The sequence below is a fragment of the Telluria sp. LT2P80 genome, assembly GCF_059685955.1.
Window position 1 is genome coordinate 1,122,210 of sequence record NZ_JCASIO010000001.1, and the last position, 23,056, is coordinate 1,145,265.

General features: G+C 65.7%; 16 protein-coding genes. 11 read left to right on the forward strand and 5 right to left on the reverse strand.

All coding sequences use genetic code 11. The features are described 5' to 3' along the window. Entirely contained in the window at window positions 1–2,064 is a 2,064-nt protein-coding gene (locus tag AC56LW_RS04945; protein ID WP_499632202.1) for a tetratricopeptide repeat-containing diguanylate cyclase, read from the forward strand. A gap of 22 nt (window positions 2,065–2,086) precedes the next feature. On the opposite strand, the gene AC56LW_RS04950 is transcribed toward AC56LW_RS04945, so the two are convergent. Both AC56LW_RS04950 and AC56LW_RS04955 read right to left on the reverse strand, forming a co-directional pair. Beyond that, window positions 2,087–2,443 (reverse strand): hypothetical protein, encoded by a 357-nt coding sequence (locus AC56LW_RS04950; RefSeq protein WP_499632205.1) that lies wholly within the window; start codon window positions 2,441–2,443, stop codon window positions 2,087–2,089. Between the two features lie 68 nt (window positions 2,444–2,511). Continuing rightward, window positions 2,512–3,264: a hypothetical protein gene (locus tag AC56LW_RS04955; protein WP_499632208.1), complete on the reverse strand. Its 753-nt coding sequence runs from the start codon at window positions 3,262–3,264 to the stop codon at window positions 2,512–2,514. Between the two features lie 193 nt (window positions 3,265–3,457). Between AC56LW_RS04955 and AC56LW_RS04960 the strand changes: the two genes are divergently transcribed. From AC56LW_RS04960 to AC56LW_RS05005, 10 genes are all read left to right on the forward strand, one after another. Next, window positions 3,458–4,507 (forward strand): hypothetical protein, encoded by a 1,050-nt coding sequence (locus AC56LW_RS04960; RefSeq protein ID WP_499632210.1) that lies wholly within the window; start codon window positions 3,458–3,460, stop codon window positions 4,505–4,507. Between the two features lie 56 nt (window positions 4,508–4,563). Next, entirely contained in the window at window positions 4,564–5,742 is a 1,179-nt protein-coding gene (locus tag AC56LW_RS04965) for a sensor histidine kinase (RefSeq protein ID WP_499632213.1), read from the forward strand. A gap of 78 nt (window positions 5,743–5,820) precedes the next feature. Further along, window positions 5,821–7,263: a serine hydrolase domain-containing protein gene (locus tag AC56LW_RS04970; RefSeq protein ID WP_499632216.1), complete on the forward strand. Its 1,443-nt coding sequence runs from the start codon at window positions 5,821–5,823 to the stop codon at window positions 7,261–7,263. 149 nt (window positions 7,264–7,412) lie between these two features. After that, a complete protein-coding gene (locus tag AC56LW_RS04975; protein WP_499632219.1) occupies window positions 7,413–9,797 on the forward strand; it encodes a M1 family metallopeptidase in 2,385 nt (794 codons plus the stop codon). A gap of 70 nt (window positions 9,798–9,867) precedes the next feature. Further along, on the forward strand, window positions 9,868–12,243 hold the full coding sequence (locus AC56LW_RS04980; protein ID WP_499632222.1) for a M1 family metallopeptidase: 2,376 nt from the start codon (window positions 9,868–9,870) through the stop codon (window positions 12,241–12,243). Then, window positions 12,240–12,734 (forward strand): DUF6702 family protein, encoded by a 495-nt coding sequence (locus AC56LW_RS04985; protein WP_499632225.1) that lies wholly within the window; start codon window positions 12,240–12,242, stop codon window positions 12,732–12,734. Before AC56LW_RS04980 ends, AC56LW_RS04985 begins: the two co-directional genes overlap by 4 nt. 20 nt (window positions 12,735–12,754) lie before the next feature. Beyond that, window positions 12,755–14,782 (forward strand): TonB-dependent receptor, encoded by a 2,028-nt coding sequence (locus AC56LW_RS04990; protein WP_499632228.1) that lies wholly within the window; start codon window positions 12,755–12,757, stop codon window positions 14,780–14,782. 39 nt (window positions 14,783–14,821) lie between these two features. After that, on the forward strand, window positions 14,822–15,559 hold the full coding sequence (locus AC56LW_RS04995) for a 2OG-Fe dioxygenase family protein (RefSeq protein ID WP_499632231.1): 738 nt from the start codon (window positions 14,822–14,824) through the stop codon (window positions 15,557–15,559). Window positions 15,560–15,856: 297 nt separating this feature from the next. After that, window positions 15,857–17,023, forward strand: coding sequence for an efflux RND transporter periplasmic adaptor subunit (locus AC56LW_RS05000; RefSeq protein WP_499632234.1), 1,167 nt, complete (start codon window positions 15,857–15,859; stop codon window positions 17,021–17,023). Beyond that, the gene (locus AC56LW_RS05005) at window positions 17,020–20,139 is read left to right on the forward strand and encodes an efflux RND transporter permease subunit (RefSeq protein WP_499632237.1); all 3,120 of its coding nucleotides are present in this window, start codon (window positions 17,020–17,022) and stop codon (window positions 20,137–20,139) included. The genes AC56LW_RS05000 and AC56LW_RS05005 overlap by 4 nt, the downstream gene beginning before the upstream one ends. 10 nt (window positions 20,140–20,149) lie before the next feature. Here AC56LW_RS05005 and AC56LW_RS05010 read toward each other — a convergent pair whose 3' ends face one another. From AC56LW_RS05010 to AC56LW_RS05020, 3 genes are read right to left on the reverse strand one after another with little or no spacing between them, the layout of a single operon-like run. Continuing rightward, window positions 20,150–20,623, reverse strand: a complete 474-nt coding sequence (locus tag AC56LW_RS05010; protein ID WP_499632239.1) for a hypothetical protein — start codon at window positions 20,621–20,623, stop codon at window positions 20,150–20,152. After that, a complete protein-coding gene (locus AC56LW_RS05015; protein WP_499632242.1) occupies window positions 20,620–21,375 on the reverse strand; it encodes a phosphatase PAP2 family protein in 756 nt (251 codons plus the stop codon). The genes AC56LW_RS05010 and AC56LW_RS05015 overlap by 4 nt, the downstream gene beginning before the upstream one ends. A 1-nt stretch (window position 21,376) precedes the next feature. Further along, entirely contained in the window at window positions 21,377–23,017 is a 1,641-nt protein-coding gene (locus AC56LW_RS05020; RefSeq protein ID WP_499632244.1) for a phosphoethanolamine transferase, read from the reverse strand. Window positions 23,018–23,056 lie beyond the last annotated feature (39 nt).

Genomic DNA, 23,056 nt, shown 5'->3' on the forward strand with positions numbered 1-23,056 from the left:
ATGTTCGCTATCCTGCATCGCGCCTTGTCGCGCTCCCGATTCAACGCCGTGGCCTTGTCACTGTGCGTTGCGTCGGCCTGCGCGCTCGCCGGTGACGGCCCGGCGCTCGACACGCGCCTGGCCGAGATCCGCGAAGTCAACCGCATCGTCCCCGAACGCGCCCTGCCGATGCTCGAAGCCATCGAGGACCAGGCGCGCGTGGCACCGCTGCCGCAGCGGATCGAATTCCTGAACCAGCTGGCCGCCGCCCGCCACGGGATGGGCCAGCATGCGCAGGCAGTCGCGCTGGCCAACGAGCTCATTGTCCTGGGCCGCCAGCACGATCACACCGGCGCACTGGCCAAGGGCCTTTTGATGCAGGGGTACGCTGCGTTCGCGCAGCACCGCCCGGGTGAATCCCACCGCCTGATCTGGGAGGCCGAGAAACTGGCCAACACGACGAACGATATCGACCTGCGCGTGCGCGCCGCGATTTCGTCGGGTGAATCGTATGCCGAGGAAGGCAATCTGCCGCGCGCCCTGCAGGGCCTGCAGGGCGCTGCCGCACTGGCGCGTTCAAACGGCGATCCGGTCCATATCGTGATGGCGCTGTATTCCCTGGCGCGCCTGTACACCCAGATGCGCGAACCCGAAAAAGGTTTCGACGTGCTCGACGAGGCCTATGCCGCCGCAGCCAGCGCCAACTCGCCCGGACGTACGGCGCTGCTCAAGCGGATCGAGTATGGCCTAGCGATCGATACCGGCCAGAACGAGCGCGCCCTGCGCGCGCTGCAGGAAGGCCTCGCGCTCGAGCGCAAGATCGGCGCGACCAATCGCATCGCCGGCACCCTGGTCAACCTGTCGGACTGGTATCTCAAGATGGGCGACTACCGCAACGCCGTCGTCTATGCGCAGCAGGCAATCGACGCGCTGAAACCCCTGAACGATCGCCGGCTCGACGCGATCGCGCACCTGAACCTGGGCCAGGCCTTCCTGGCCACCGGCCGCCTCGTCGAGGGCAAGCGCCATATCGAGGTCGGTATCGCCGGCTATGAAGAAATTGGCGACAAGCCCGAACTGCAAACCGCGCTGGTGGAATACGGCCTGGCGCTCGAGCGCGTGGGCGACATGCCAGGGGCACTCAAGGCCTATCACCGCGAGCGCACGCTGTCGAACGAACTGTTTGAAAAGCGCCGCCAGCAGGCCATGCTCGAGCTGCAAGAGAAGTACGAGGCCGAACGCAAGCAGCGCCAGATCGAACTGCTGCGCAGCGAAAACACGATCAAATCGGCCGAGATCGACAACCGCCGCCTGCAGCAGCGTGTCTGGTGGCTGGTGCTCGTCGTGATCGCACTGGCGGCGATCGTGGTGGGTCTGTTGTACCGCAAGGTGCGCCATGCGAACGCACAGCTGCACGCGAAGAACTGGGAACTGAAACAGCAGAGCGTGCGCGATCCGCTCACGGGCCTGTACAACCGCCGTCACTTCCTGGAGTACATGCGCGCGCTGCCCCCATCGACGCCGTCAGCGGCCGGGACGGACGGCGTCGGCGCGCTGTTCCTGCTCGACGTCGACCACTTCAAGCATATCAACGACACCCACGGCCACGCGGCCGGCGACACAGTGCTGACCACGATCTCGGCCAGCCTGGCCGAGATCCTGCGCGAGACCGACATGATCGTGCGCTGGGGCGGCGAAGAGTTCCTGGCTTTCCTGCCATCGGTGCCGCGCCATCGGATGGATGAAGTGGCCGCGCGCATCCTGGGCGGCATCAACGCCACCGTCATCGACCATGCCGGCGTGGAGATTGCAGTGACCGTGTCGATCGGTTTCGCGCCGTTCCCGCTTGCCATCGGCAAGCAGGCCATGGCCTGGGAACGCGTGGTCAACCTGGTGGACATGGCCCTGTACATGGCCAAGTCGCATGGCCGCAACCGTGCTTACGGCGTGCGCGGTTTCGCCGATGGCGAGCGTGTGAACCTGGATGTGGTCGAGCAGAACCTGGAGCACGCCTGGCGCTCGGGCCAGGTCGACATGGCCATCGTGTACGGCGATCCGGACATGCTGCGGGCCGCCAGCGCCTAGCGCCTGCCGGCAGGGCAGGCGCTCAGTCGTCTTCCTTGTCCTTGCCAGCGTTTTCCTGGATCTCCTGGCCGGCCCGCTCCACCGATTTGCCCATCGCTTCGCCGGCACGTTCGACCGACCGGCCCACTTCTTCGGTGGCGCGCTCCAGGCCACGGCTGGCTTCCTTTGTCGCATTGCCCACCTTGTCGCGCGCATCCTCGACGGCGTCGTCGGCGCGGGCGATTTCATCCTTGACCGAATCGGTCACCCCGGCGGTGGCCTGATCGAGCGCCTTGCCGATGCGTTCGGCCGGGCCATTGCCTTCGTCGTCGCGCGCGCAGCCGGCCAGCGCCAGCAGCATTGCCGACACCAGCAGCGTATTCGTCATCGTCGCGTTCATGCTGTGCTCCTTGATTTCAACGCGTTCGATGATACACAAGGCGTGGCGGCCTCGCTGTCCTTACAGGTTCAGCGCGAAGGATCTGCCAGCGGATGGTCGCGCCGGCCGGCGTCGATGCGCGCCTTGACTTCGCGCGTGCGCGCGTCCTCACCCCAGCGCTTGGTAAACGTGGCAAGGCGGGTGCGCGCCTGTTCGAAGCTGCCCGTATTCAGCAGCCGCTCGATGGCGTTGTTGGCGGTGGTCCACGCGGTGCGACGCTGCTCGGCGCGCGTGCAGGCCGCTGCCGCCGTATTGAGCCCGCTCTGGACCTGGCGCAGCTGCTCGGGCGTCGCGCGTGTCTTGCGCAGCGCAATCAACTCGTCCTGCGCTTCCTTCGGCTTGCACTCCTTGGCCAGGGCAATGGCTGACGCCATGCGGCGCTCGATGCGGGCCGCGGTCGGCTTGGTCAGCATCCAGGCCAGCCACAGTAGGGCCAGGCCGATGAGCCACCAGCGCAGGCGGATCGGTCTGCGCGTCGGGACGGCGTGGCGTGGTGGAGGGGTAGCGCGCACGGGTGGCACCGGCGGCGCTGGTGGTGCTGGTGGCGTCGGCGCCGGAATCGGCTTCGGCGCTGGCGGCGGTTGAACGACTGGCGCCGCGATGACTGGCGCCGGCGGCACGGGTGGCGCGGGTGGTACGGGAAGCACGGGTGGCATCACGACCGGCGGCGCCGGCACGGCGTTGAGCGGCGCCTGCGCCGTTCCGCACCACGGACAAAAATCGACCGGCTGTGGAAACGCGCGGCCGCAGCCGATATTGATGCAGGAATCGTTGTGTGCCATGGTGCCCCGTATTTCGCTGTTGCCGTACATGCCGAAAGACGGCCTGCCAACCGCTGTCTTGATCGTGATCGAAGGCCGCATGATAGCGCCCCGCACGGCCTCGCGTCGCGCTGTTTGCCCGGTAGCGCCGCCTGATCCCTCACGGTGCACCGGAACGTATAATGGCCGCTTCCCTCTTCCTTCCTGTGCGCCGATGACCGCTGCCGCCCCCCTCCTTTCCGACGACGACCTGCCCGCCACCGTGGTGAACGCCGCGACCGCGCACCTGGCGGCCGTGCTGTCGATCGCCCTCGAACATGGCCCGGCGCACAAGGCGCTGGTCGTGTACGACACGCGCACGCCGCTGGCGCGGGCCCTGCTCGCGGGCTACCGGCGCAATCTGCCCGAGGCCGCGTTCGTGGACTTCGACAGCGTGACGCCCGATGCGGTGCTGGCGGCGTTCCGCTCGATGGCCCCGCACGACCTGGTGGTGCTGGTCCAGTCGACCAATTTCCGGCTCGACGGCTTTCGCATTCGCGTCGAGCTGTTCAAGCTCGATCTGAAAGTGATCGAGCACGTGCACCTGTCGCGCATGCCCGGCATCCAGGGCGAACACTATGTCAACGCGCTGGCCTACGACCCCGCCTACTTCCGGGGCACCGGGCGCGCGCTCAAGGCGCTGATCGATAGCGCCCCGCATGGCCGCGTGGTCGGCGGCGGCGAGACGCTCACGTTTGCCTCGCCCTTCGAACCGGCCAAGCTCAATATCGGCGACTACAGCGAGATGAACAACGTTGGCGGCCAGTTCCCGATCGGCGAAGTGTTCACCGAAGCGCAAGACCTCGAAGCCGTGCATGGCCGGGTCCAGATCCATGTGTTCGGCGACACCAATTACCGCTCGAACCATCCCGACGTACCGGTCACCTTGATCATCGAAGCGGGCCGCGTGACCGGCACAGAAAACGCCACACCCGCCTTCCTGCAGGTGCTCGAGAACATCCGCCTCGAAGAAGGCGAAGTCTGGGTGCGCGAGCTGGGCTTCGGGCTGAACCGCGCCTTCACGCGCGACCTGCGGGTGGACGATATCGGGACATATGAGCGCATGTGCGGCATCCACCTGTCGCTCGGGGCCAAGCATGGCGTGTACACGAAGCCGGGCTTCAAGCGCAAGGATGCGCGCTTTCACATCGACGTGTTCGCGGTCACCGATGCAGTGTTTCTGGGCGACGTGCAGGTGTATGCCGACGGGCGCTGGCTGGCCTGAACCGGACCACGCGCGGCGGCCGGTGGTATGATTTCGACCTCAGTCACCGAGCTACCATGATGCCAGACACCGTCCCCCAGCATGTCCGGGAAATCCAGGCCATTGCCGCCGTACCGCGCGTACTGGAAACCGTGGCGACCATGACCGGGCTGGGGTTCGTCTGCATCGCGCACGTCACCGACACCACCTGGACCACCTGCGCCGTCCACGACGAACTCGGGTTCGGCCTGCAGGCAGGCGATCCGCTCGACGTCACCACCACGCTGTGCGAAGAAGTGCGCGCGACGCGTGAGCCGATCGTCATCGACAGCGTGCGTGACAGCGATTCGTACCGCGACCACCACACGCCGCGCCTGTACGGGTTCCAGAGCTATTTTTCGATCCCCATCTTCCGTCCCGACGGCGACTACTTCGGCACGCTGTGCGGCCTGGATCCCGAGCCGGCGGCATTGAGCGATGGCGCCACAATGTCGGCGCTGACGCTGTTCGCCGAACTTATTTCGCGCCAGCTCGAAACCGACCGCTCGCTGCGCGCCACCCGCTCGGATTTGCTGTCCGAACGCGAAACGGCCGAACTGCGCGAACAGTTCATCGCGGTGCTGGGCCACGACCTGCGCACGCCGCTCAGTGCCATCCTGACCGGGGCCGAACTGCTCAAGCGCCGCAGCACCGATCCGGCCACCGACAAGATCGTCGAACGCATGCGCAGCAGCGCCATGCGCATGGCCGGCCTGGTCGACAACGTGGTCGATTTCACGCGCGGGCGCATGGGCTCGGGCCTGGCGCTCGAACTGTGCCAGAGCGCCGACGTCCACCTGATGCTCGACCAGGTGGTCGACGAGCTGCGCGGTGTGTACCCCGACCGCGTGATCCGGTCCGACATCGCGCGTGACATCGCGCTGCGCAGCGATCCGCAGCGGCTCGCGCAACTGCTGTCGAATCTGCTCAAGAATGCGCTGCTGCACGGCGACAGCAGAGAGCCGATCCACGTGGACGCGCGCGTCGACGGCGCCAGCTTCGTGCTCGCCGTGAGCAACGCCGGCCCCGACCTGAGCCAGACCATCATCGCCCAGCTGTTCAAGCCCTACTGGCGCGCCACCTCACGCGCCGGCGACGAAGGCCTGGGACTCGGCCTGTACATTGTCGACGAGATCGCGCGCGGCCACGACGGCGCGATCGGCGTCACCTCAACGGACGGGCGCATCACGTTCACCTTCAGCATGCCGGCGGCATAGCTTTCTTTCGGTCCTTGCCGGCCTGACTGCGGGTACCCATACTGTTTGCCATTTGTGCAACCATGTCTGGAGAAGAAGATGCGTTCCGCCCTGCCCCGCCGCCACTCCCATGTTGTTTATCTCGCCGCCTGCATTGCAATGCTGGCCGCTGCCGGCGCATATGCCGACGACAGCGCCGCCATCGCCCGCATCGAGTCCGGCCTGCGCCCGGAAGTCGCCCTGGCCGATGTGCCGGTAGCGCCCCTGACCCTCATCGACGAAATGAAACGGCTGAACGTGCCGGGCGTGAGCGTGGCCGTGATCAAGGACGGCAAGGTGGCCTGGACGCGCGGCTATGGCGTGGCCTGGACCGGCGGACCGGCCGTCACGCCGCAGACGCTGTTCCAGGCAGCCTCCCTCAGCAAACCCGTGTCGGCCATGGCGGCGCTGCGCATGGTCGAACAGGGCAAGCTCGCTCTGGACGCCGGCATCGACCAGGCGCTCACCAGCTGGACGCTGCCGAAGGGTGACGGCACGCCCAGCCTGCGCCAGCTGCTGTCGCACACCGGCGGCATGAGCGTCTCGGGCTTTCCCGGCTACGCTGCCGGCAAGACCGTGCCGACGCTGCAGCAGGTGCTCGATGGCGCCGGCCCCGCCAACACGAAGGCCATCCGGGTCAGTGCGGCGCCGGGGTCGGCCTTTCGCTACTCGGGCGGCGGCTACACCGTGGTGCAGCAGGCGATGATCGATCGCGCCGGCCAGCCGTTCGACGCGATCCTGCGCGAACTGGTGCTGGCGCCGCTGGGCATGACCGCCAGCACCTATGCCCAGCCGCTCCCGCCGGCTCTGGCGCCCAATGCCGCGCGGCCGCATGACGAAAACGGCAAGCCTTTCCCCGGTGGCGCCTACACCTATCCCGAGCAGGCTGCCGCCGGCCTGTGGACCACGCCGCAAGATCTGGCACGCTTCGCGATCGCGATTCAGCAGGGCGCGGCGGGCACGACGAGCGGCGTGCTCACGCCCGCGATGACACGCACGATGCTGCAGCCGGTCAAGAACGACTATGCGCTGGGCTTGCAGATACAGGAACAAGGCAAGGGCTTCAGCCACGGTGGCAGCAACCAGGGCTTCAAGGCGGTGTTCTACGCTGCCGTCGCTGACGGCAGCGGCGCGGTCATCCTGACCAACGGCGACAATGGCATTGACGTGGCAGCAGGTTTGATGCGCGCCATCGCCTACGAGTACCAATGGAACAGCAACCAGACCAAACTGCGCAAGGCCGTCGCGCTCGCGCCGGAAACGCGGCGCACGCTGGTGGGCCGCTACAAGCTGGACGGCGCGCCGGACTTCGACATCGCCGAGCGCAAGGGCCAGCTGATGGTCAACCAGGGTGGCCAGTGGGAACCGCTGTACGCCGAATCGGACAAGGTGCTGTTTGTCCTGTCGCGCGACATCGAGCTGCGCCAGCAGGATGCCGACAATGGCCAGATCGTCATGGGCACGTGGGTACGGGGGTATGCACGCGTGGCCAACATGCAGTGAGCATGTACTGATCGGGTAATACCATGCAGGCGCGCGCCATTGGTGTGGCGTGCGCCACATGTATCCGGATTTTTACAAATACGTTAAGCAATTGAAGAATATCAACGATAGAATTCCTGTCATATTCCAACAACAAATCCAGGGGAATCATGTTTCGTTTGCCAATCGGCGTAGCAGCTCTATGCCTCGCAGCATCATCGTTTGCCGCAGCACCGTTCGACGACAAGTTCCGCCAGCTCGATGAGCTGCTGCCGACGCCAGGCACGATCCGCACCGCCTCCGGCGCCCCGGGCCACGCCTACTGGCAGCAACGCGCCGATTACACGATCCGCACCACGCTCGATGAAGCCAAGCGCGCGCTCTCCGGCGCCGGCACGGTCACCTACCACAACAATTCCCCGGATACCCTCAAATACCTGTGGGTGCAGCTCGACCAGAACATCTACAAGACCGATTCGGATGCACGTCAGAGCGCCATCCTGCCTTCGCGCGAGGCATGGGCCAACGGCACCCAGACCACCGGCCTGAAATACGATGCCCTGCGCACCGTGCTCGAGGGGCGCACCTTCCCGGGCGGCTTCGACATCCTGGCCGTCAAGGATGCGGGCGGTCGCCCGCTGCCATACACCATCAACAAGACGATGATGCGGATCGACCTGCCGCAGCCACTCAAACCGGGCGCGAAGGTGACCTTCGGTATCGACTGGCGCTACAACATCAATGAGCAGAAGGTGCTCGGCGGGCGCGCCGGCTACGAGAAATTCGACGACAAGAACGACCTGTTCGAAATCGCGCAGTGGTTCCCGCGCATGGCCGCCTACTACGACGTGTACGGCTGGCAGCACAAGCAGTTCCTGGGCTCGGGCGAATTCACGCTGGAGTTTGGCGACTACGACGTGCGCATCACGGTGCCGGGTGACCACATCGTCGCTTCCACGGGCGAGCTGCAAAATCCCGGCGAGGTGTTGACCGCGGCCCAGCGCGATCGCCTGCAACAGGCAAAGACCGCGAAAAAGCCGGTCATCATCGTGACCCAGGCCGAAGCCGAAGCGGCCGAGAAGGTCCGTAGCACGGCCATGAAAACCTGGCACTTCAAGGCCAAGAACGTGCGCGACTTTGCGTTCGCGTCGAGCCGCAAGTTCATCTGGGATGCACAGGCGATCAAGAGCGGCAAGCAGGACGTGCTGGCGATGTCGTACTACCCGAAGGAAGGCAATCCGCTGTGGGAGAAGTACTCGACCCAGGCGATCATCCACACCATCGAGCAGTACAACAAGTACTCGTTCGACTACCCGTACCCGACCGCGATCTCGGTCAACGGCCCGGTGGGCGGCATGGAATACCCGATGATTTCGTTTAACGGCCCGCGTCCGAGCAAGGACAAGAAGACCGGCGAACTGACGTACTCGCAGCGCACCAAGTATGGCCTGATCGGCGTGATCATCCACGAAGTCGGCCACAACTACTTCCCGATGATCGTCAATTCGGACGAGCGCCAGTGGACCTGGATGGATGAAGGCCTGAACTCGTTCGTGCAGTTCCTGGCGCAGGAAGCCTGGGAAGCCAACTGGCCGGGCGGCCGCGGCGATCCGCGCGCCATCACCACCTACATGAAGAGCACCAACCAGGTGCCGATCATGACGAACTCGGAATCGGTCCTGCAGTTCGGTAACAACGCGTATGCCAAGCCGGCCACCGCGCTGAACGTCCTGCGCGAGACGGTACTGGGCCGCGAACTGTTCGACTTCGCGTTCAAGGAATACGCCGAACGCTGGAAGTTCAAGCGCCCGACGCCGGCCGACTTCTTCCGCACGATGGAAGACGCGTCGGGCACGGACCTCGACTGGTTCTGGCGCGGCTGGTTCTACACCACCGACGCGGTGGACGTGAGCGTTGACGGGATCACCGAGTACACGGTGTCGTCCAAGGATCCGGAAGTCGAGAAAGCCATGGCGCGCGCACGCCGCGCCGCCGAGCCGGTGTCGATCACGGACCAGCGCAACAAGGGCATGCCACGCCGCGTCGATGCGCACCCGGAACTGAAGGACTTCTACAACGAAAACGACGAGTTCACCGTCACCAACAAGGACCGCAACAAGTTCGCGGAAACGACGGCCGAGCTGGAAGACTGGGAAAAGGCACTGCTCAAGGAAGGCAAGCATCTGACGCTGGTGGACTTCTCGAACGTGGGCGGCCTGGTCACGCCACTGATCGTGGAACTGACGCTGAAGAACGGCCAGAAAACCATCGAGCGCATCCCGGCCGAAGTGTGGCGTTATTCGCCGACCAAGATCACGAAGCTGTTCGTCACCGATGAACCGATCGTCGGCCTGACGCAGGACCCGAACTGGGAAACGGCCGACGTCGACGTCAGCAACAACAGCTGGCCACGCAAGGCAACGCCGTCGCGTCTCGAACTGTTCAAGACCGAACGCGATCCGAACAACCTGATGCGTGACTTCAATTCGAAGCTCAAGACGAAGGATGCGCAAGGCACGCCAGCGCCGGAGACGGCGCCAACGCCAGCGGAATAACGCAGCATCCGGTTGGTTCATTACCCGGGCGGAGCGATCCGCCCGATGTCATTTTTTGGGTACTACGATCATGAATATCCCTCACCTGCACGCGGCCTTCGCGACCCTCACCCTTGGCGTTGCGATGACCGCCGGCGCGGCCGGTCCGGCCTTCGACGACAAGTTCCGCCAGCTGGACGAGCTGCTGCCGACGCCCGGCGTCACGCGTAACGCGGCCGGTGCACCGGGCCACGCCTACTGGCAGCAGCGCGCCGACTACAAGCTGCGCGTGACGCTCGACGAAGCCAGTCGCGCGATCAGCGGCGCCGGCACGGTCACGTACCACAACAACTCGCCCGACACGCTGTCGTACCTGTGGGTGCAGCTGGACCAGAACATGTTCCGCAGCGACTCGGACAACCGCAAGATCACGACGCTGCCATCGCGCAGCGCGTGGCAGGCCAGGGGCAACGACGGCGTGAAGTTCGATGCGCTGCGCTTCACGCTGGAGGCAGGCAAGTTCGCCGGCGGCATCGACATCCAGAGTGTGACCGGCAGCGACGGCCGCGCGCTGGCGCACACGATCAACAAGACGATGATGCGGATCGACCTGCCGCAGCCATTGAAACCCGGCGCGCGCGTGTCGTTCAACGTGGCCTGGCGCTTCAACATCCCCGAGATGAACGTGCTGGGCCGGCGCATGGGCTTCGAGCGCTTCAAGGATGGCAACGACATCTACGAAATCGCGCAGTGGTTCCCGCGCATGGCCGCCTACTACGACGCGGCCGGCTGGCAGAATGCGCAGTACCTGGGCGACGGCGAATTCACGCTGGAATTTGGCGACTACGACGTGGCGATCACGGTGCCGGGCGACCACATCGTGGCCGCCACGGGCGAGCTGCAGAACGCGGGCGAGGTCTTGAGCAGCACCCAGCGCGAGCGCCTGCAGCAGGCGAAGAAGGCGGGCAAGCCCGTGATGATCGTGTCGCAGGCCGAAGCGCAGGCGACCGAAAAGGGGCGCGCCACCAGCAACCGTACCTGGCGCTTCAACGCCAGGAACGTGCGCGACTTCGCGTTCGCGTCGAGCCGCAAGTTCATCTGGGATGCACAGGGCATCAAGAGCGGCAAGCAGGACGTGATGGCGATGTCGTACTACCCGGCCGAAGCGAACCCGCTGTGGGAAAAGTACTCGACGCCGGCCGTGATCCACACGATCGAGCAGTACAACAAGTACTCGTTCGACTACCCGTATCCGGTGGCGATCTCGGTCAACGGCCCGGTGGGCGGCATGGAATACCCGATGCTGTCGTTTAACGGCCGCCGCCCCGTCAAGGACGCCAAGACCGGTGAGCTGACCTACTCGCAGGCCGCCAAGTATGGCCTGATCAGCGTGATCATCCACGAGGTGGGCCACAACTACTTCCCGATGATCGTCAATTCGGACGAGCGCCAGTGGACCTGGATGGACGAAGGGATGAACAGCTTCCTGCAGTTCCTGGCCGAGCAGGCGTGGGAAGAGAACTATCCGGCGCGCCGTGGCGAGCCACGCGACATCGTCGACTACATGCGCAGCACGAACCAGGCGCCGATCATGACGAATGCCGAGTCGACGCTGCAGCGCGGCGCCAACGCGTATGCCAAGCCGGCTACCGCATTCAACATCCTGCGCGAGACGGTGCTGGGACGCGAGCTGTTCGACTTCGCATTCAAGGAATACGCCGAGCGCTGGAAGTTCAAGCGCCCCACCCCGGCCGACTTCTTCCGCACGATGGAAGATGCATCAGGCACGGACCTCGACTGGTTCTGGCGTGGCTGGTTCTACACGACCGACGCGGTGGACATCAGCGTCGACGGCATCAGCGAATACACGGTGTCGTCGAAGGACCCGGAAGTCGAAAAAGCCTGGCAGCGCGCGCGCCGCGCCGCCGAGCCGGTGTCGGTGACCGACCAGCGCAACCAGGGGATGCCCCGCCGCGTCGATGCGCATCCCGAGCTGAAGGACTTCTACAACGAACACGACGAGTTCACCGTCACCAACAAGGACCGCAACAAGTTTGCCGAAACGACGGCCGACCTGGAAGACTGGGAAAAGGCGCTGCTCAAGGAAGGCAAGCACCTGACGCTGGTCGACTTTTCCAATCGCGGTGGCCTCGTGATGCCGCTGATCGTCGAGCTGACCTTCAAGAACGGCCAAAAGACGATCGAACGTATTCCGGCCGAAGTCTGGCGTTATTCGCCAAAAAAAATCACGAAGCTGTTCGTCACCGATGAACCGATCGTCGGCCTGACCCAGGACCCGTACTGGGAAACGGCCGACATCGATGTCAGCAACAACAGCTGGCCACGCAAGGTGACGCCGTCGCGCCTGGAGCTGTTCAAGACCGAGCGCGATCCGAACAACCTGATGCGCGACGCGGCCACGCCATTAAAATCAGCACCGACCGCGGCACCGAAGGCGGCCCAATGACGCTGCGCGGACTAAAATCGCTGCTCCTGGCGCTGCTGCTGTGCGCCAGCGCTGCGGCCAGCGCGCACCGCTTCCACTTCGGCATGACCGACATCTCGTACAACGCGCGCACCGAGAGCACGGAAATCGTCCACACCTACACGGCGCACGATATCGACGCGCTGCTGCTCAATCTGTACGGGCGCCAGTTCGACCTGAGCGACGCAGAAGACCAGGCGGTGCTGCGCACCTACGTCGAGCGCCACTTCTGGCTCGCCGACAAGGACGGCAAGAAGCTGCCCGTGACCTGGGTTGGCATGACGGCCGATGCGCAAAGCGTCGTGATCTACCAGGAGCTGGCCGCCACGCCGCTGTCGGCAGCGGCCGTGATCCGCCAGGGGATGCTGGTCGACTTCCTGGCCGAACAGGTCAACACCGTGAACCTCAACGAAGGCGGCGCCGTGCGTTCGCTGACCTTCCTGCGCCAGGCGCTCGAACAGCCTGCGCGCTGAACCTTATTCTGAACTTGCCCATGCTGCTTCGTCCCATCCCTTGCGTGCTCGCCGCGCTGTTCGCCTCATCGACCGTTCATGCCGATGATTTCCAGCTCCAGCGCGTGCTGGTCGAAGGCGCCCGCGCCAGCCAGCTCGGCATCGCCGATTCGGCCGGCGCCGGCAGCGCCGGTGCGAAGGACCTGGCCGGGCGCATCGCCTACCGGCCGGGCGAACTGCTCGAAGTCACGCCCGGCCTGATCGCCAGCCAGCACAGCGGCGAAGGCAAGGCCAACCAGTTCTATCTGCGCGGCTTCAACCTCGACCACGGCACCGATCTGGCCACCTGGGTCGACGGCATGCCCGTCAACCAGCGCAGCCACGCGCACGGCCAGGGCTGGACCGACCTGAATTTTTTGATTCCCGAACTGGTGGGCCGGCTCGATTACCGCAAGGGGCCGTATTCGGCGCGCGAAGGCGATTTCTCGTCCGCCGGCGTGGCGTCGCTCAGCTATGCCAATCGCCTGGTGAAAAGCATCGCCTCCGCGACGGTCGGCCAGGACGGCTACGCCCGCACGATGCTGGCCGGCTCGCCCGAGGTTGCCGGCGGCAGCCTGCTGTACGCGCTGGAACTGATGAAAAACGATGGCCCATGGACGCGCCCCGACGGCTACCGCAAGGTCAACGCCGTGCTGCGCTACAGCCAGGGCTACGCCAACAATGGCTGGAACGTCACCGCGATGAGCTACAGCGGCCACTGGAATTCAACCGACCAGATTCCGCTGCGGGCCGTCGAGGATGGCCGCATCGGGCGCTATGACCTCATCGACGACAGCGATGGCGGCAAAGCGCGGCGCCAGAGCATCTCGGGTATCTGGCGCAGCACGGACACCGATTCGGCCTCGAAAGTGAGCGCCTACGTGATCCGCAACGAGCTCGAACTGTTCTCGAATTTCACCTACTTTTTGAACGATCCGGTCAACGGCGACCAGTTCGCCCAGCCCGACCGGCGCGTGACGACGGGCCTGGACGCCACCCACACCTGGCACATGCACCGCAGTGACACGCTGTCGTCCGACCTGACAGTGGGCGCGCAACTCCAGAACGACAATATCTACAACGGCCTGTACGACACCCGCAAGCGCGCGCGGATTGCCACCACGCGCGAAGACCACATCGTCGAAACGAGTGGCGCGGTGTTCGTCGAGAATGCGACGCGCTGGAGCGATGCGCTGCGCACGGTCGTCGGTGTGCGCGCGAATAACTACCGCTTCCGCGTCGATGGCGACCGGCCTGAAAACGCCGGCAAGGCGCACGACACCCTGGTCACGCCGACGCTGAACATCGCCTACGGCCCGTGGGCCTCCACCGAGCTGTATGCCAACTACGGCCACGGCTTTCACAGCAACGACGCGCGCGGCACCGTCGCCACGGTCGATCCGAAAACGCTCGATGCGGTGGAGCGCACCCCGGGCCTCGTGCGCTCGCGCGGCGTGGAGTTCGGCCTGCGCACCGAGGCGATTCCGAAGATGCAGATGTCGCTGGCCGTGTACCGTCTCGACTTCGATTCCGAGCTGACCTATATCGGCGACGCCGGCAACACCGAGGCGGGCGATCCGAGCCGCCGCTACGGCATCGAGTTTTCGAATTACTACCGGCCCTACAAATGGCTGTCGGTTGACTTTGACGCGGCCTGGGCGCGCGCCCGCTCGCTGGGCAACCGGATCCCGGGCGCGATCGAAGGCGTCGCGCAACTGGGTGTGACGGTCGACCGCAGCGGCCCGTGGTCGGGTTCCCTGCGCCTGCGCTGGTTCGGTCCGCGCCCGCTCATCGAAGACGACAGCGTGCGTTCGAAGGCGAGCGTGACGCTCAACGGGCGTGTGGGCTACCAGCTGGCGAAAGACCTGCAGCTGGAACTCGAAGCGTTCAACCTGACGAACCGGCGCGCCTCGGCGATCGACTACTTCTATGAGTCGCAACTGGCGGGCGAAACCGCGCCGGTAGCGGACGTGCATTTTCACCCGATCGAACCGCGCTCGCTGCGCCTGACCCTCGTCAAGACCTGGTGAAGTCTGGCCGGGCGGCAATGAAAGTGCTAGGCTAGCGGAATGACCACACCGCCCCTGCCCTATCTCGATCCGTCGCACCTGACGGCCGCACTGCGCGACACCGGCTACGCCCTGCTGCGCCCTGACGACGTTGCGCTGCTGGCCGGCTGCAGTTTGCCTGAACTGGCCACGCTCGTGCCGAGCTGGGACCGGCTCGAACTCGACGACTACCTGAAGGATGGCGGGCGCTATCGGCGCCGCCGTCACTCGTGCTTCATCGACGATGGCGCCAGCCTGGTGCAGACGCCGCACCGCGCGCACTGGCAGCCGGTCGAGTACAACGCGCTGCACGGCGGCATGCACCGCCTGTTCGCGCCGATGGAAACAGCGACCGTCGCCAACCCGGCCTGGGAACGCCTGCTGCATGCGCTCGGCGCCATCTGTTCGGCGGTGACGCCGGTGCAACCGTGGTTCGTCGAAGCGCACCAGTTCAGGATCGACACGGCAGACGGCATCGGCCGCCCGACACCCGAAGGCGCGCACCGCGACGGCGTGAATTTCGTGGCCGTGATCATGATTGGCCGCCATGGCATCAAGGGCGGCGAGACGCGCGTATTTGACGCCGACGGTCCGGCCGGCCAGCGCTTCACGATGACCGAACCCTGGACGCTGCTGCTGCTCGACGACGCGGCCGTGATCCACGAATCGACGCCGATCCAGCCGTTGGGCGAGCATGGTTACCGCGATACGCTGGTGCTGACCTGGCGCGCCGGGTCGTTCCAAGGTGAAAACGTCTAAACAGAGCAAAAAAAAACGCCCGCAGAACCTGGTGGTTGGCGGGCGGCAAATCCAATTTTCGGAGAAAACTGGAGGAGACAGGTCCAATATATCTCTTTTTATTGTGCAGTGCAATACGGTAGATCTACTGTTGTAAATTTGCAGAACGCCCTGCCAAACCGCCTATTTTTCCGCACTGCACTATTTGCAATGACACCCGTGCAGCCCTGCCGGGGGCGTCACATTTGCTACACTCAGTTGCTTGCCGGAGCGCCGGATTGCCGGATTGCTGGACCAGGCCGCGATCACCCAGACACCATGAAAACCATTCGACATCCACGTGCCCTTGCCATCGCCCTCGGGGCCGCGTCGCTGTGCGCCGTCATTGCGCTGGCCACGATCAACCGCGCCGACGCCAAGGAAGAAAAGGCCGCGCCACGCCCTGCCCTGAGCGTCACCACCACCCGCCCCGCCACCACCAGCCTGCCGATCAGCCTGACCGCCAACGGCAGCATCGCCGCCTGGCAGGATGCCGTCATCGGCAGCGAATCGAACGGACTGCGCCTGAACGAAGTGCGCGTCAATGTGGGCGACGTGGTCAAAAAGGGCCAGGTGCTGGCCGTGTTCGCGGATGAAACCGTGCGCGCCGATATCGAGGGCGCGCGCGCCGCGCTGCTCGAAGCGAAGGCCAATGCCCTGGAATCCAAGGCGAATGCCGACCGCGCCCGCGCACTGGAAAGCTCCGGCGCCCTCAGCGCCCAGCAGGTCACGCAATACGTGACGGGCGAGCAGACCGGCGCCGCGCGCGTCCAGTCGGCCCAGGCCACGCTCACGCAGCAGCAGCTGCGCCTGAAGTACACGCAGGTGACGGCGCCCGACAGCGGCGTGATCTCGGCTAGGGGCGCCACCGTCGGCGCCGTCGTCGGCGTGGGTACCGAACTGTTTCGCATGATCCGCCAGGGCCGCCTCGAATGGCGCGCCGAAGTAACGGCGCAGGACCTGGGCCGCATCAAGGCGGGCACCCGCGCCATCGTGCGCGGCGCCAGCGGGCTCGAAGTCACGGGCAAGGTGCGCGTCGTGGCGCCGTCAGTCGATCCGCAGACCCGCCTTGCGCTGGTCTATGTCGACCTGCCGCCGGCGCTGTCGGGCGACATGCCGCTCAAGGCCGGCATGTTTGCCAGCGGCCGGTTCGAACTGGGCACATCAAATGCGCTGACCGTACCGCAGCAGTCGATCGTGGTGCGCGACGGCTTCAGTTATGTGTACCGCCTGAATCCGGACAGCCGCGTGAGCCAGTTGAAGGTCACCACCGGCCGCCGCCTGGGCGACCGGGTCGAGATCGTCGGCAGCCTGGCGGCCGACGCGCCCATCGTCGTCACCGGCGCCGGGTTCCTGAATGACGGCGACCTGGTACGCAATATTGCGACGCCTGCAACCGCGCCCGCAACTGCGCCGGCAGCAGCACCGGCAAAGGCCGCACGATGAATTTTTCCGCCCTGTCGATCCGCAATCCGATCCCGGCGATCATGCTGTTCGTCCTGCTCACCGTGGCGGGATTGATGGCCTTCAATGCCAGCAAGGTGCAGGACTTCCCCGACATCGAACTGCCGATCGTCACCGTCACCGCCGTCCTCGACGGCGCCGCCCCGGCGCAGCTCGAAACGGAAGTCGCTCGCAAGATCGAAGACTCGGTCGCCACGCTGCAGGGCATCAAGAACATCTACACGCGCGTGCTCGACGGCGTGGCCACCGTCACGGTCGAATTCATCCTCGAGCGCGATTCGGCCGAAGCCGTCAACGACGTGCGCGACGCGGTCTCGCGCGTGCGCGCCGACATGCCGGCCGAACTGCGCGAACCGACCGTGACCAAGGCCGCCACTGCCGGGCGCGTCGTCTCCACCTTCACGATCGCCGCGGCTGAAGGCTCGGGCCTGGACGACCAGGACCTGAGCTGGTTCGTCGACAACGACGTCGCCAAGCGCATGCTGGGTGTGCCGGGCCTCGGTGAAATCCGTCGCGTGGGCGGCGTCACGCGCGAGATGCGCGTGGAGCTCGATGACCAGAAGATGGCGGCGCTGCGCGTCTCGGCGCTGGATATCTCGCGCCAGCTGCGCAATGTGCAGCGCGAAGCACCGGGCGGCCGGGGCGACGTCAGCGGCGTCGAGCAATCGGTGCGCACGCTGGCCACCGTCGGCACCGCGCAGGCGCTGGCCGCGATGGAGATCCCGCTGCCGGACGGGCGCCACGTGCGCCTGGACCAGGTGGCGCGCGTGCTCGACACCGTGGAAGAGCCGCGCGCGCTGGCCGAGCAGGATGGCCGCCGTGTCGTCGCTTTCGAAGTGTTCCGCACGCGCGGGGCCGGCGAGATCGATGTCGCCAACGGCGCGCGCGCCGCAATGGAACAACTCAAGAAAGAAAACCCGAAGCTGATCGTCAATGAAGTGATCGACAACTCGGTGTCCGTCGACGAGAACTTCGACGCCTCGATGCACATGCTGTACGAAGGCGCGCTGCTGGCGGTGCTGGTCGTGTGGTGGTTCCTGCGCGACTGGCGCGCGACGCTGATCGCCGCGGCCGCCCTGCCCCTGTCGGTGATTCCGGCCTTCCTGGGCCAGTACCTGTTCGGCTACACGCTCAATATGGTCACGCTGCTGTCGCTGGCCCTCGTGATCGGCGTGCTGGTCGACGATGCGATCGTGGAGATCGAAAACATCTCGCGCCACCTCCACATGGGCAAGTCGCCGATGCAGGCCTCGCTCGAAGCGGCCGACGAAATCGGGATGGCGGTGATCGCCACCACGTTCGCGCTCGTGGCCGTGTTCCTGCCCACAGCATTCATGGGTGGCATTCCCGGTAAATTCTTCAAGCAGTTCGGCTGGACCGCCGTGCTGGCGATCCTGGCGTCGCTGCTGGTGGCGCGCCTGCTCACGCCGATGATGTGCGCGTACCTGCTCAAGGCGCCGAAGAACGCCGGCGTGGCCGGTCACGAGCCGAAAGACAGCGCGATCATGCGGCGCTACCTGGCCGTGATGCAATGGTGCCTGCGCCGCCGTGGCCTGACGATGCTGGGCGCGGCCGTGTTCTTCGCGGGCTCGCTGGCGCTGGTGCCGCTGCTGCCGACCGGCTTCATGCCGCCGGCCGACCGCTCGCAGACGCAGGTCAACGTCGAACTGGCGCCGGGCGCCACGCTGGCCCAGACCCGCGCCGTGGCCGAACAGGTGCGCCTGGAACTGATGAAAGTCGAAGGCGTGACGAGCATCTTCAGTTCGATCGGCGGCGGCTCGAGCGGCGACGCGTTTTCGCCTGGCGCCGCTGCCGAAGCGCGGCGCGCGGTCCTGACCGTGAAAACGGTGGACCGGAGTGACCGCGACGTGAAGCTGGGCGTGATAGAAAACACGATCCGCGACCGCGTGGCCGCGATTCCGGGCGCGCGCTTCACGGTCGGCATTCCGGATGCCGGCACCAAGATGCAGCTGGTGCTGCGCAGCGAAGACGCCAATGCGCTGAGCACCGCGGCGCGCCAGGCCGAGCGTGAATTGCGCGGCCTGCCCGGCATCGGCAACGTCAGTTCGAGCGCCTCTCTCGTGCGCCCCGAAATCATCGTGCGCCCTGACTTTGCGCGCGCGGCCGACCAGGGTGTGACGGCGGCGGCCATCGGCGAGACGGTGCGCGTGGCCACCGCCGGCGACTATGAGCAGTCGCTGGCCAAGATGAACCTGGACGAGCGCCAGGTACCGATCCGCGTGAAACTGCCTGATGCCGTGCGGGCCGACCTGGACGCGATCGGGCGCCTGACGGTGCCCGGCAAGAACGGGCCGGTGCTGCTCTCGACCGTTGCCGACATCACGATGGAAAGCGGCCCGGCGCAGATCAACCGCCTGAACCGTACCCGCAATGTCACGCTCGACGTCGAGCTGTCGGGCCGCTCGCTCGGTGAAGTCAATGCCGAAGCGCGCGCGCTGCCCGTGTTCCAGTCGCTGCCGTCGTCGGTGACGATCGCCGAACTGGGCGACGCCCAGGAAATGCAGGCGCTGTTCGCCAGCTTCGGCCTGGCGATGCTGATCGGCGTGCTGTGCATCTATGGCGTGCTGGTGCTGCTGTTTTCGGACTTCATGCAGCCGGTGACGATCCTGGCCGCGCTGCCATTGTCGATCGGCGGCGCCTTCGTGGCGCTGCTCGTGACCAGCAATGCGCTGTCGATGCCAACGATGATCGGCCTGATCATGCTGATGGGGATCGTGACCAAGAACTCGATCCTGCTGGTCGATTACGCGATCCTGGCACGCCAGGCGGGCATGAACCGCTTCGACGCGCTGGTCGATGCCTGCCACAAGCGCAGCCGACCGATCGTGATGACGACCATCGCGATGGGCGCCGGCATGCTGCCGCTGGCGCTGGGCTTCTCGGGTGACCCGAGCTTCCGCTCGCCGATGGCGGTGGCCGTGATCGGTGGCCTGATCACGTCGACGTTACTGAGTTTGCTGGTCGTGCCGGCCGTGTTCACGTATGTCGACGACTTCGAGAATTGGCTCAAGCGCACCGGGCGCAAGATGCGGCGCCAGCCGGCGCGGGCCGTCGAGGTGGACAACACCCCGGCCTGAGCGCGCGCCTTCAGCGAGGTTCTTCGACGCCGGCAGCCTGCAGCAGCTGCCAGAGCGCGAAGACCTTCGCGCCATCGTTTGCCGGGCAGTACTGCAACAGCCCGGCCCTGCTTTGCTCGTTCATCGTATCGACGATCCGCCCGATCAGCGCCGCATCGTCGGCGCTGACGATGGCCAGCGGATGCGCCCAGCGCGGGCGGCCCGGTTCGCGGCCGAACAGCCAGACCGGCAGCACGCCCGCCAGCAGCAGCGGGCACACAACGGGAATCAGGTAGGTCCACCAGGGCGACCAGAGCGCGCCGACCAGGCCAGTCAATCCCAGACTGGCCACGATGGTCGCGCCATATAACAGCGCGCCGCACCGTTCGAGCCAGTCCGGTGGATACGCCCTTGCCAGCCGGTTCACCACGCCCTGCAGACGAACATGGTCGCCGCGTGACAGGGCTCGCTCGGCAGGATCGACAACGGTGCGCAGCATGCTCATGATGGCCTGCCCTGCAAGGTGGCGATCAGCGCCACGACGATCGTGCATGCGATCCAGATCGACCACAGCGTATGCGTCATGAAATGCGCGCCACGCAGTTGCTGCAGATAGCCGACCGTGGCGCCGGCGCCGATCGCCAGCAAGGCGGCGGCGCGCGCACGCGCTGGCCGCGCCGGCAGCCAGCAGACGGCCAGCGCCACCAGCCACAACGCGCTCGACGCATGGCCGGCAGGCAGGCACTGACCCGGCAACGTGTCGGCCGGGAAGACGCCAAACAGGCGCACGTACGGCTGCTCGCCGCCATAGCGCAGCAGGTCCCACGGGCAGTGCGATGCGCTCAGGTGTTTCAGGGTACTGGTCACGGCCGGCACCAGGATGGCCGCCAGCGCGACGATGCGCAGCTGCAGGCGGCCAAGGGCGCCCAGCGCTGCGCGGGGCCGCCAGGCATCGACCAGCGCGTAGCCGACGATGCCTACGGCAAGCAGCATCAGGAGCTGCTTGACGATCACGTGGTTGAACGTGACGGTCAGCCACGCATCGCGCCAGGGAAAGACGCGGCGCTCTGCGTCGAACACGGCATCGGCCAGCACCAGGTCGAGATCCGTATAGCGGCCCAGCCAAAGGATGACCAGCGCGCCCGCCGCCAGCATGATGGCCAGGCGCCGCAGGGCGTGCGCCGACAGCAGCGGCGCGTGCAGCCCAGGCTCGGCCCGCATCTGATGAAGCTCACGCATCTCAAGCATCTCACGCATTTCACGCTCCCCGCACGCACGCATGGAACAGGTCCAGGCGCGGATTGAGCACCGCCGTGTTCACGTCGAGCATGCCGAGTACCGAGTGGAACACATTGTCATGCGACAGCGGCTCGTTGCGCCGCGCGGCCAGGCAGCGCCGGTCGATGCGAAAGCGCTCGCTGAAGCTGTCGGACATCCACAGCACCATCGGCACCTCGGTCTGCTCGCGCGGCGCGAACAGGTACGGCGCGCCGTGCAGATACACATTGTTCTCGCCCAGCGACTCGCCATGGTCCGAGAAGTACAGCATGGCCGTATCGGCGTCCTGCGCGGCGGCGATCGCGCGCAAGCCGTCGATGGTCTTGCTCAGGAAGTAATCGGTGTACAGGATCGTGTTGTCGTAGGCAGCCCGGATCGATTCGCGCGAGCAGGTATCGAAGTCATTGCTCGTGCAGACCGGACCGAAGCGGCCGAACCCGCGCGGATAGCGGCTGGCATACGCCGGGCCATGGCTGCCTTTCTGGTGCAGCACGACGACCAGGTCCTTGCTGCTGTTGGCGAGCAAATCAGGCAAGCCATCGAGCAGGCGCTCGTCGTAGCACTCGTCGCCGCTGCAGTGCATATTCTTGCCATCGGGCCGCGACAGATCCTCGAACCCGACGCGGTTGCAGACGCCCTTGCAGCCCGAATTGTTATCGCGCCAGAGCACGGTGAAACCCGCATGCGCCAGCACGTCGAGCAGCCCTTCCTGGCTCGCTGCCTTCGACTGGCTGTAATCGTTGCGGCCGAAGGCGGAAAACACGCACGGCACCGACACCGCAGTCGCCGTACCGCACGAACTGACACGCGAAAAATTGATCAGGCCAGCTTGCCGTGCCAGCAGCGGATTGGTGTTGCGGGCGTAGCCGTCGAGCGAAAAATTCGCCGCCCGCGCCGTTTCGCCCACGACGATCACCGTCAGCGTCTTGCGGTGATGACCGGCCCAGGCAGCGCCCTTCACGGCATCGCGGCCCAGCGGCGCAACCACGATCTCGGCCGCCCAACGGCTGCGCAGATACCCGTGCACGGCCTGGATGAAATTGGTGGGCGTGAGAAGGAAGCGCAGTTCGCGGTGCTCATGCAACGTCGGCGCCAGGCTCTTGAACAGCAGCGCCAGCAGAACAAACGCCAGCAGCAGCGAGCCGCCGGCATTGCTGCTGCGCTTGAGCAGCCCTTTCACGCCGCTGGGAAACTGGATATTCGCGCGGGCGATCCACAGCGATGGCAGCACGCCCAGCAACCCGATCCTGGCGGCCATCTGCCAGCTGATCAATTCGGTCGCTTCGCGGGTATCGGTCTCGAACACATTCTGGATCATCGCCTTGTCGATGACGATCCCGTAAGCCGCGATGAAGTAGCCTGCGGCGGATGCCGCCAGCACGAGGGCGATCAGCACCGGCTTGGCGAGGTAGCGAAAGCTGGCCAGTGTCAGGCAGGCATTGAAGAACAGGACAACGATCAAAAACGTTCCGGCAAGCGTGGGCAGGCTGGCCAGCGACACGCCACCGGTGGCGCGGACCAGCACCGTCCAGAACGTGACATTGCCCAGGCTTGCCAGCAACAGCGCCACGCCCAGCACGAGCAGCGATGCATCGATCCGTTTTGTAAACAGTTTATCCATTTCACGCCCTTGTCGACATTGCAGCAATCATCGCTGCAG

Excerpts from the sequence above, each read along its gene's own strand:
- AC56LW_RS04945 (WP_499632202.1), top strand. The coding sequence starts at position 1 with ATGTTCGCTATCCTGCATCGCGCCTTGTCGCGCTCCCGATTCAACGCC.
- AC56LW_RS04950 (WP_499632205.1), bottom strand. The coding sequence starts at position 2,443 with ATGAACGCGACGATGACGAATACGCTGCTGGTGTCGGCAATGCTGCTG.
- AC56LW_RS04955 (WP_499632208.1), bottom strand. The coding sequence starts at position 3,264 with ATGGCACACAACGATTCCTGCATCAATATCGGCTGCGGCCGCGCGTTT.
- AC56LW_RS04960 (WP_499632210.1), top strand. The coding sequence starts at position 3,458 with ATGACCGCTGCCGCCCCCCTCCTTTCCGACGACGACCTGCCCGCCACC.
- AC56LW_RS04965 (WP_499632213.1), top strand. The coding sequence starts at position 4,564 with ATGATGCCAGACACCGTCCCCCAGCATGTCCGGGAAATCCAGGCCATT.
- AC56LW_RS04970 (WP_499632216.1), top strand. The coding sequence starts at position 5,821 with ATGCGTTCCGCCCTGCCCCGCCGCCACTCCCATGTTGTTTATCTCGCC.
- AC56LW_RS04975 (WP_499632219.1), top strand. The coding sequence starts at position 7,413 with ATGTTTCGTTTGCCAATCGGCGTAGCAGCTCTATGCCTCGCAGCATCA.
- AC56LW_RS04980 (WP_499632222.1), top strand. The coding sequence starts at position 9,868 with ATGAATATCCCTCACCTGCACGCGGCCTTCGCGACCCTCACCCTTGGC.
- AC56LW_RS04985 (WP_499632225.1), top strand. The coding sequence starts at position 12,240 with ATGACGCTGCGCGGACTAAAATCGCTGCTCCTGGCGCTGCTGCTGTGC.
- AC56LW_RS04990 (WP_499632228.1), top strand. The coding sequence starts at position 12,755 with ATGCTGCTTCGTCCCATCCCTTGCGTGCTCGCCGCGCTGTTCGCCTCA.
- AC56LW_RS04995 (WP_499632231.1), top strand. The coding sequence starts at position 14,822 with ATGACCACACCGCCCCTGCCCTATCTCGATCCGTCGCACCTGACGGCC.
- AC56LW_RS05000 (WP_499632234.1), top strand. The coding sequence starts at position 15,857 with ATGAAAACCATTCGACATCCACGTGCCCTTGCCATCGCCCTCGGGGCC.
- AC56LW_RS05005 (WP_499632237.1), top strand. The coding sequence starts at position 17,020 with ATGAATTTTTCCGCCCTGTCGATCCGCAATCCGATCCCGGCGATCATG.
- AC56LW_RS05010 (WP_499632239.1), bottom strand. The coding sequence starts at position 20,623 with ATGAGCATGCTGCGCACCGTTGTCGATCCTGCCGAGCGAGCCCTGTCA.
- AC56LW_RS05015 (WP_499632242.1), bottom strand. The coding sequence starts at position 21,375 with ATGCGTGAGATGCTTGAGATGCGTGAGCTTCATCAGATGCGGGCCGAG.
- AC56LW_RS05020 (WP_499632244.1), bottom strand. The coding sequence starts at position 23,017 with ATGGATAAACTGTTTACAAAACGGATCGATGCATCGCTGCTCGTGCTG.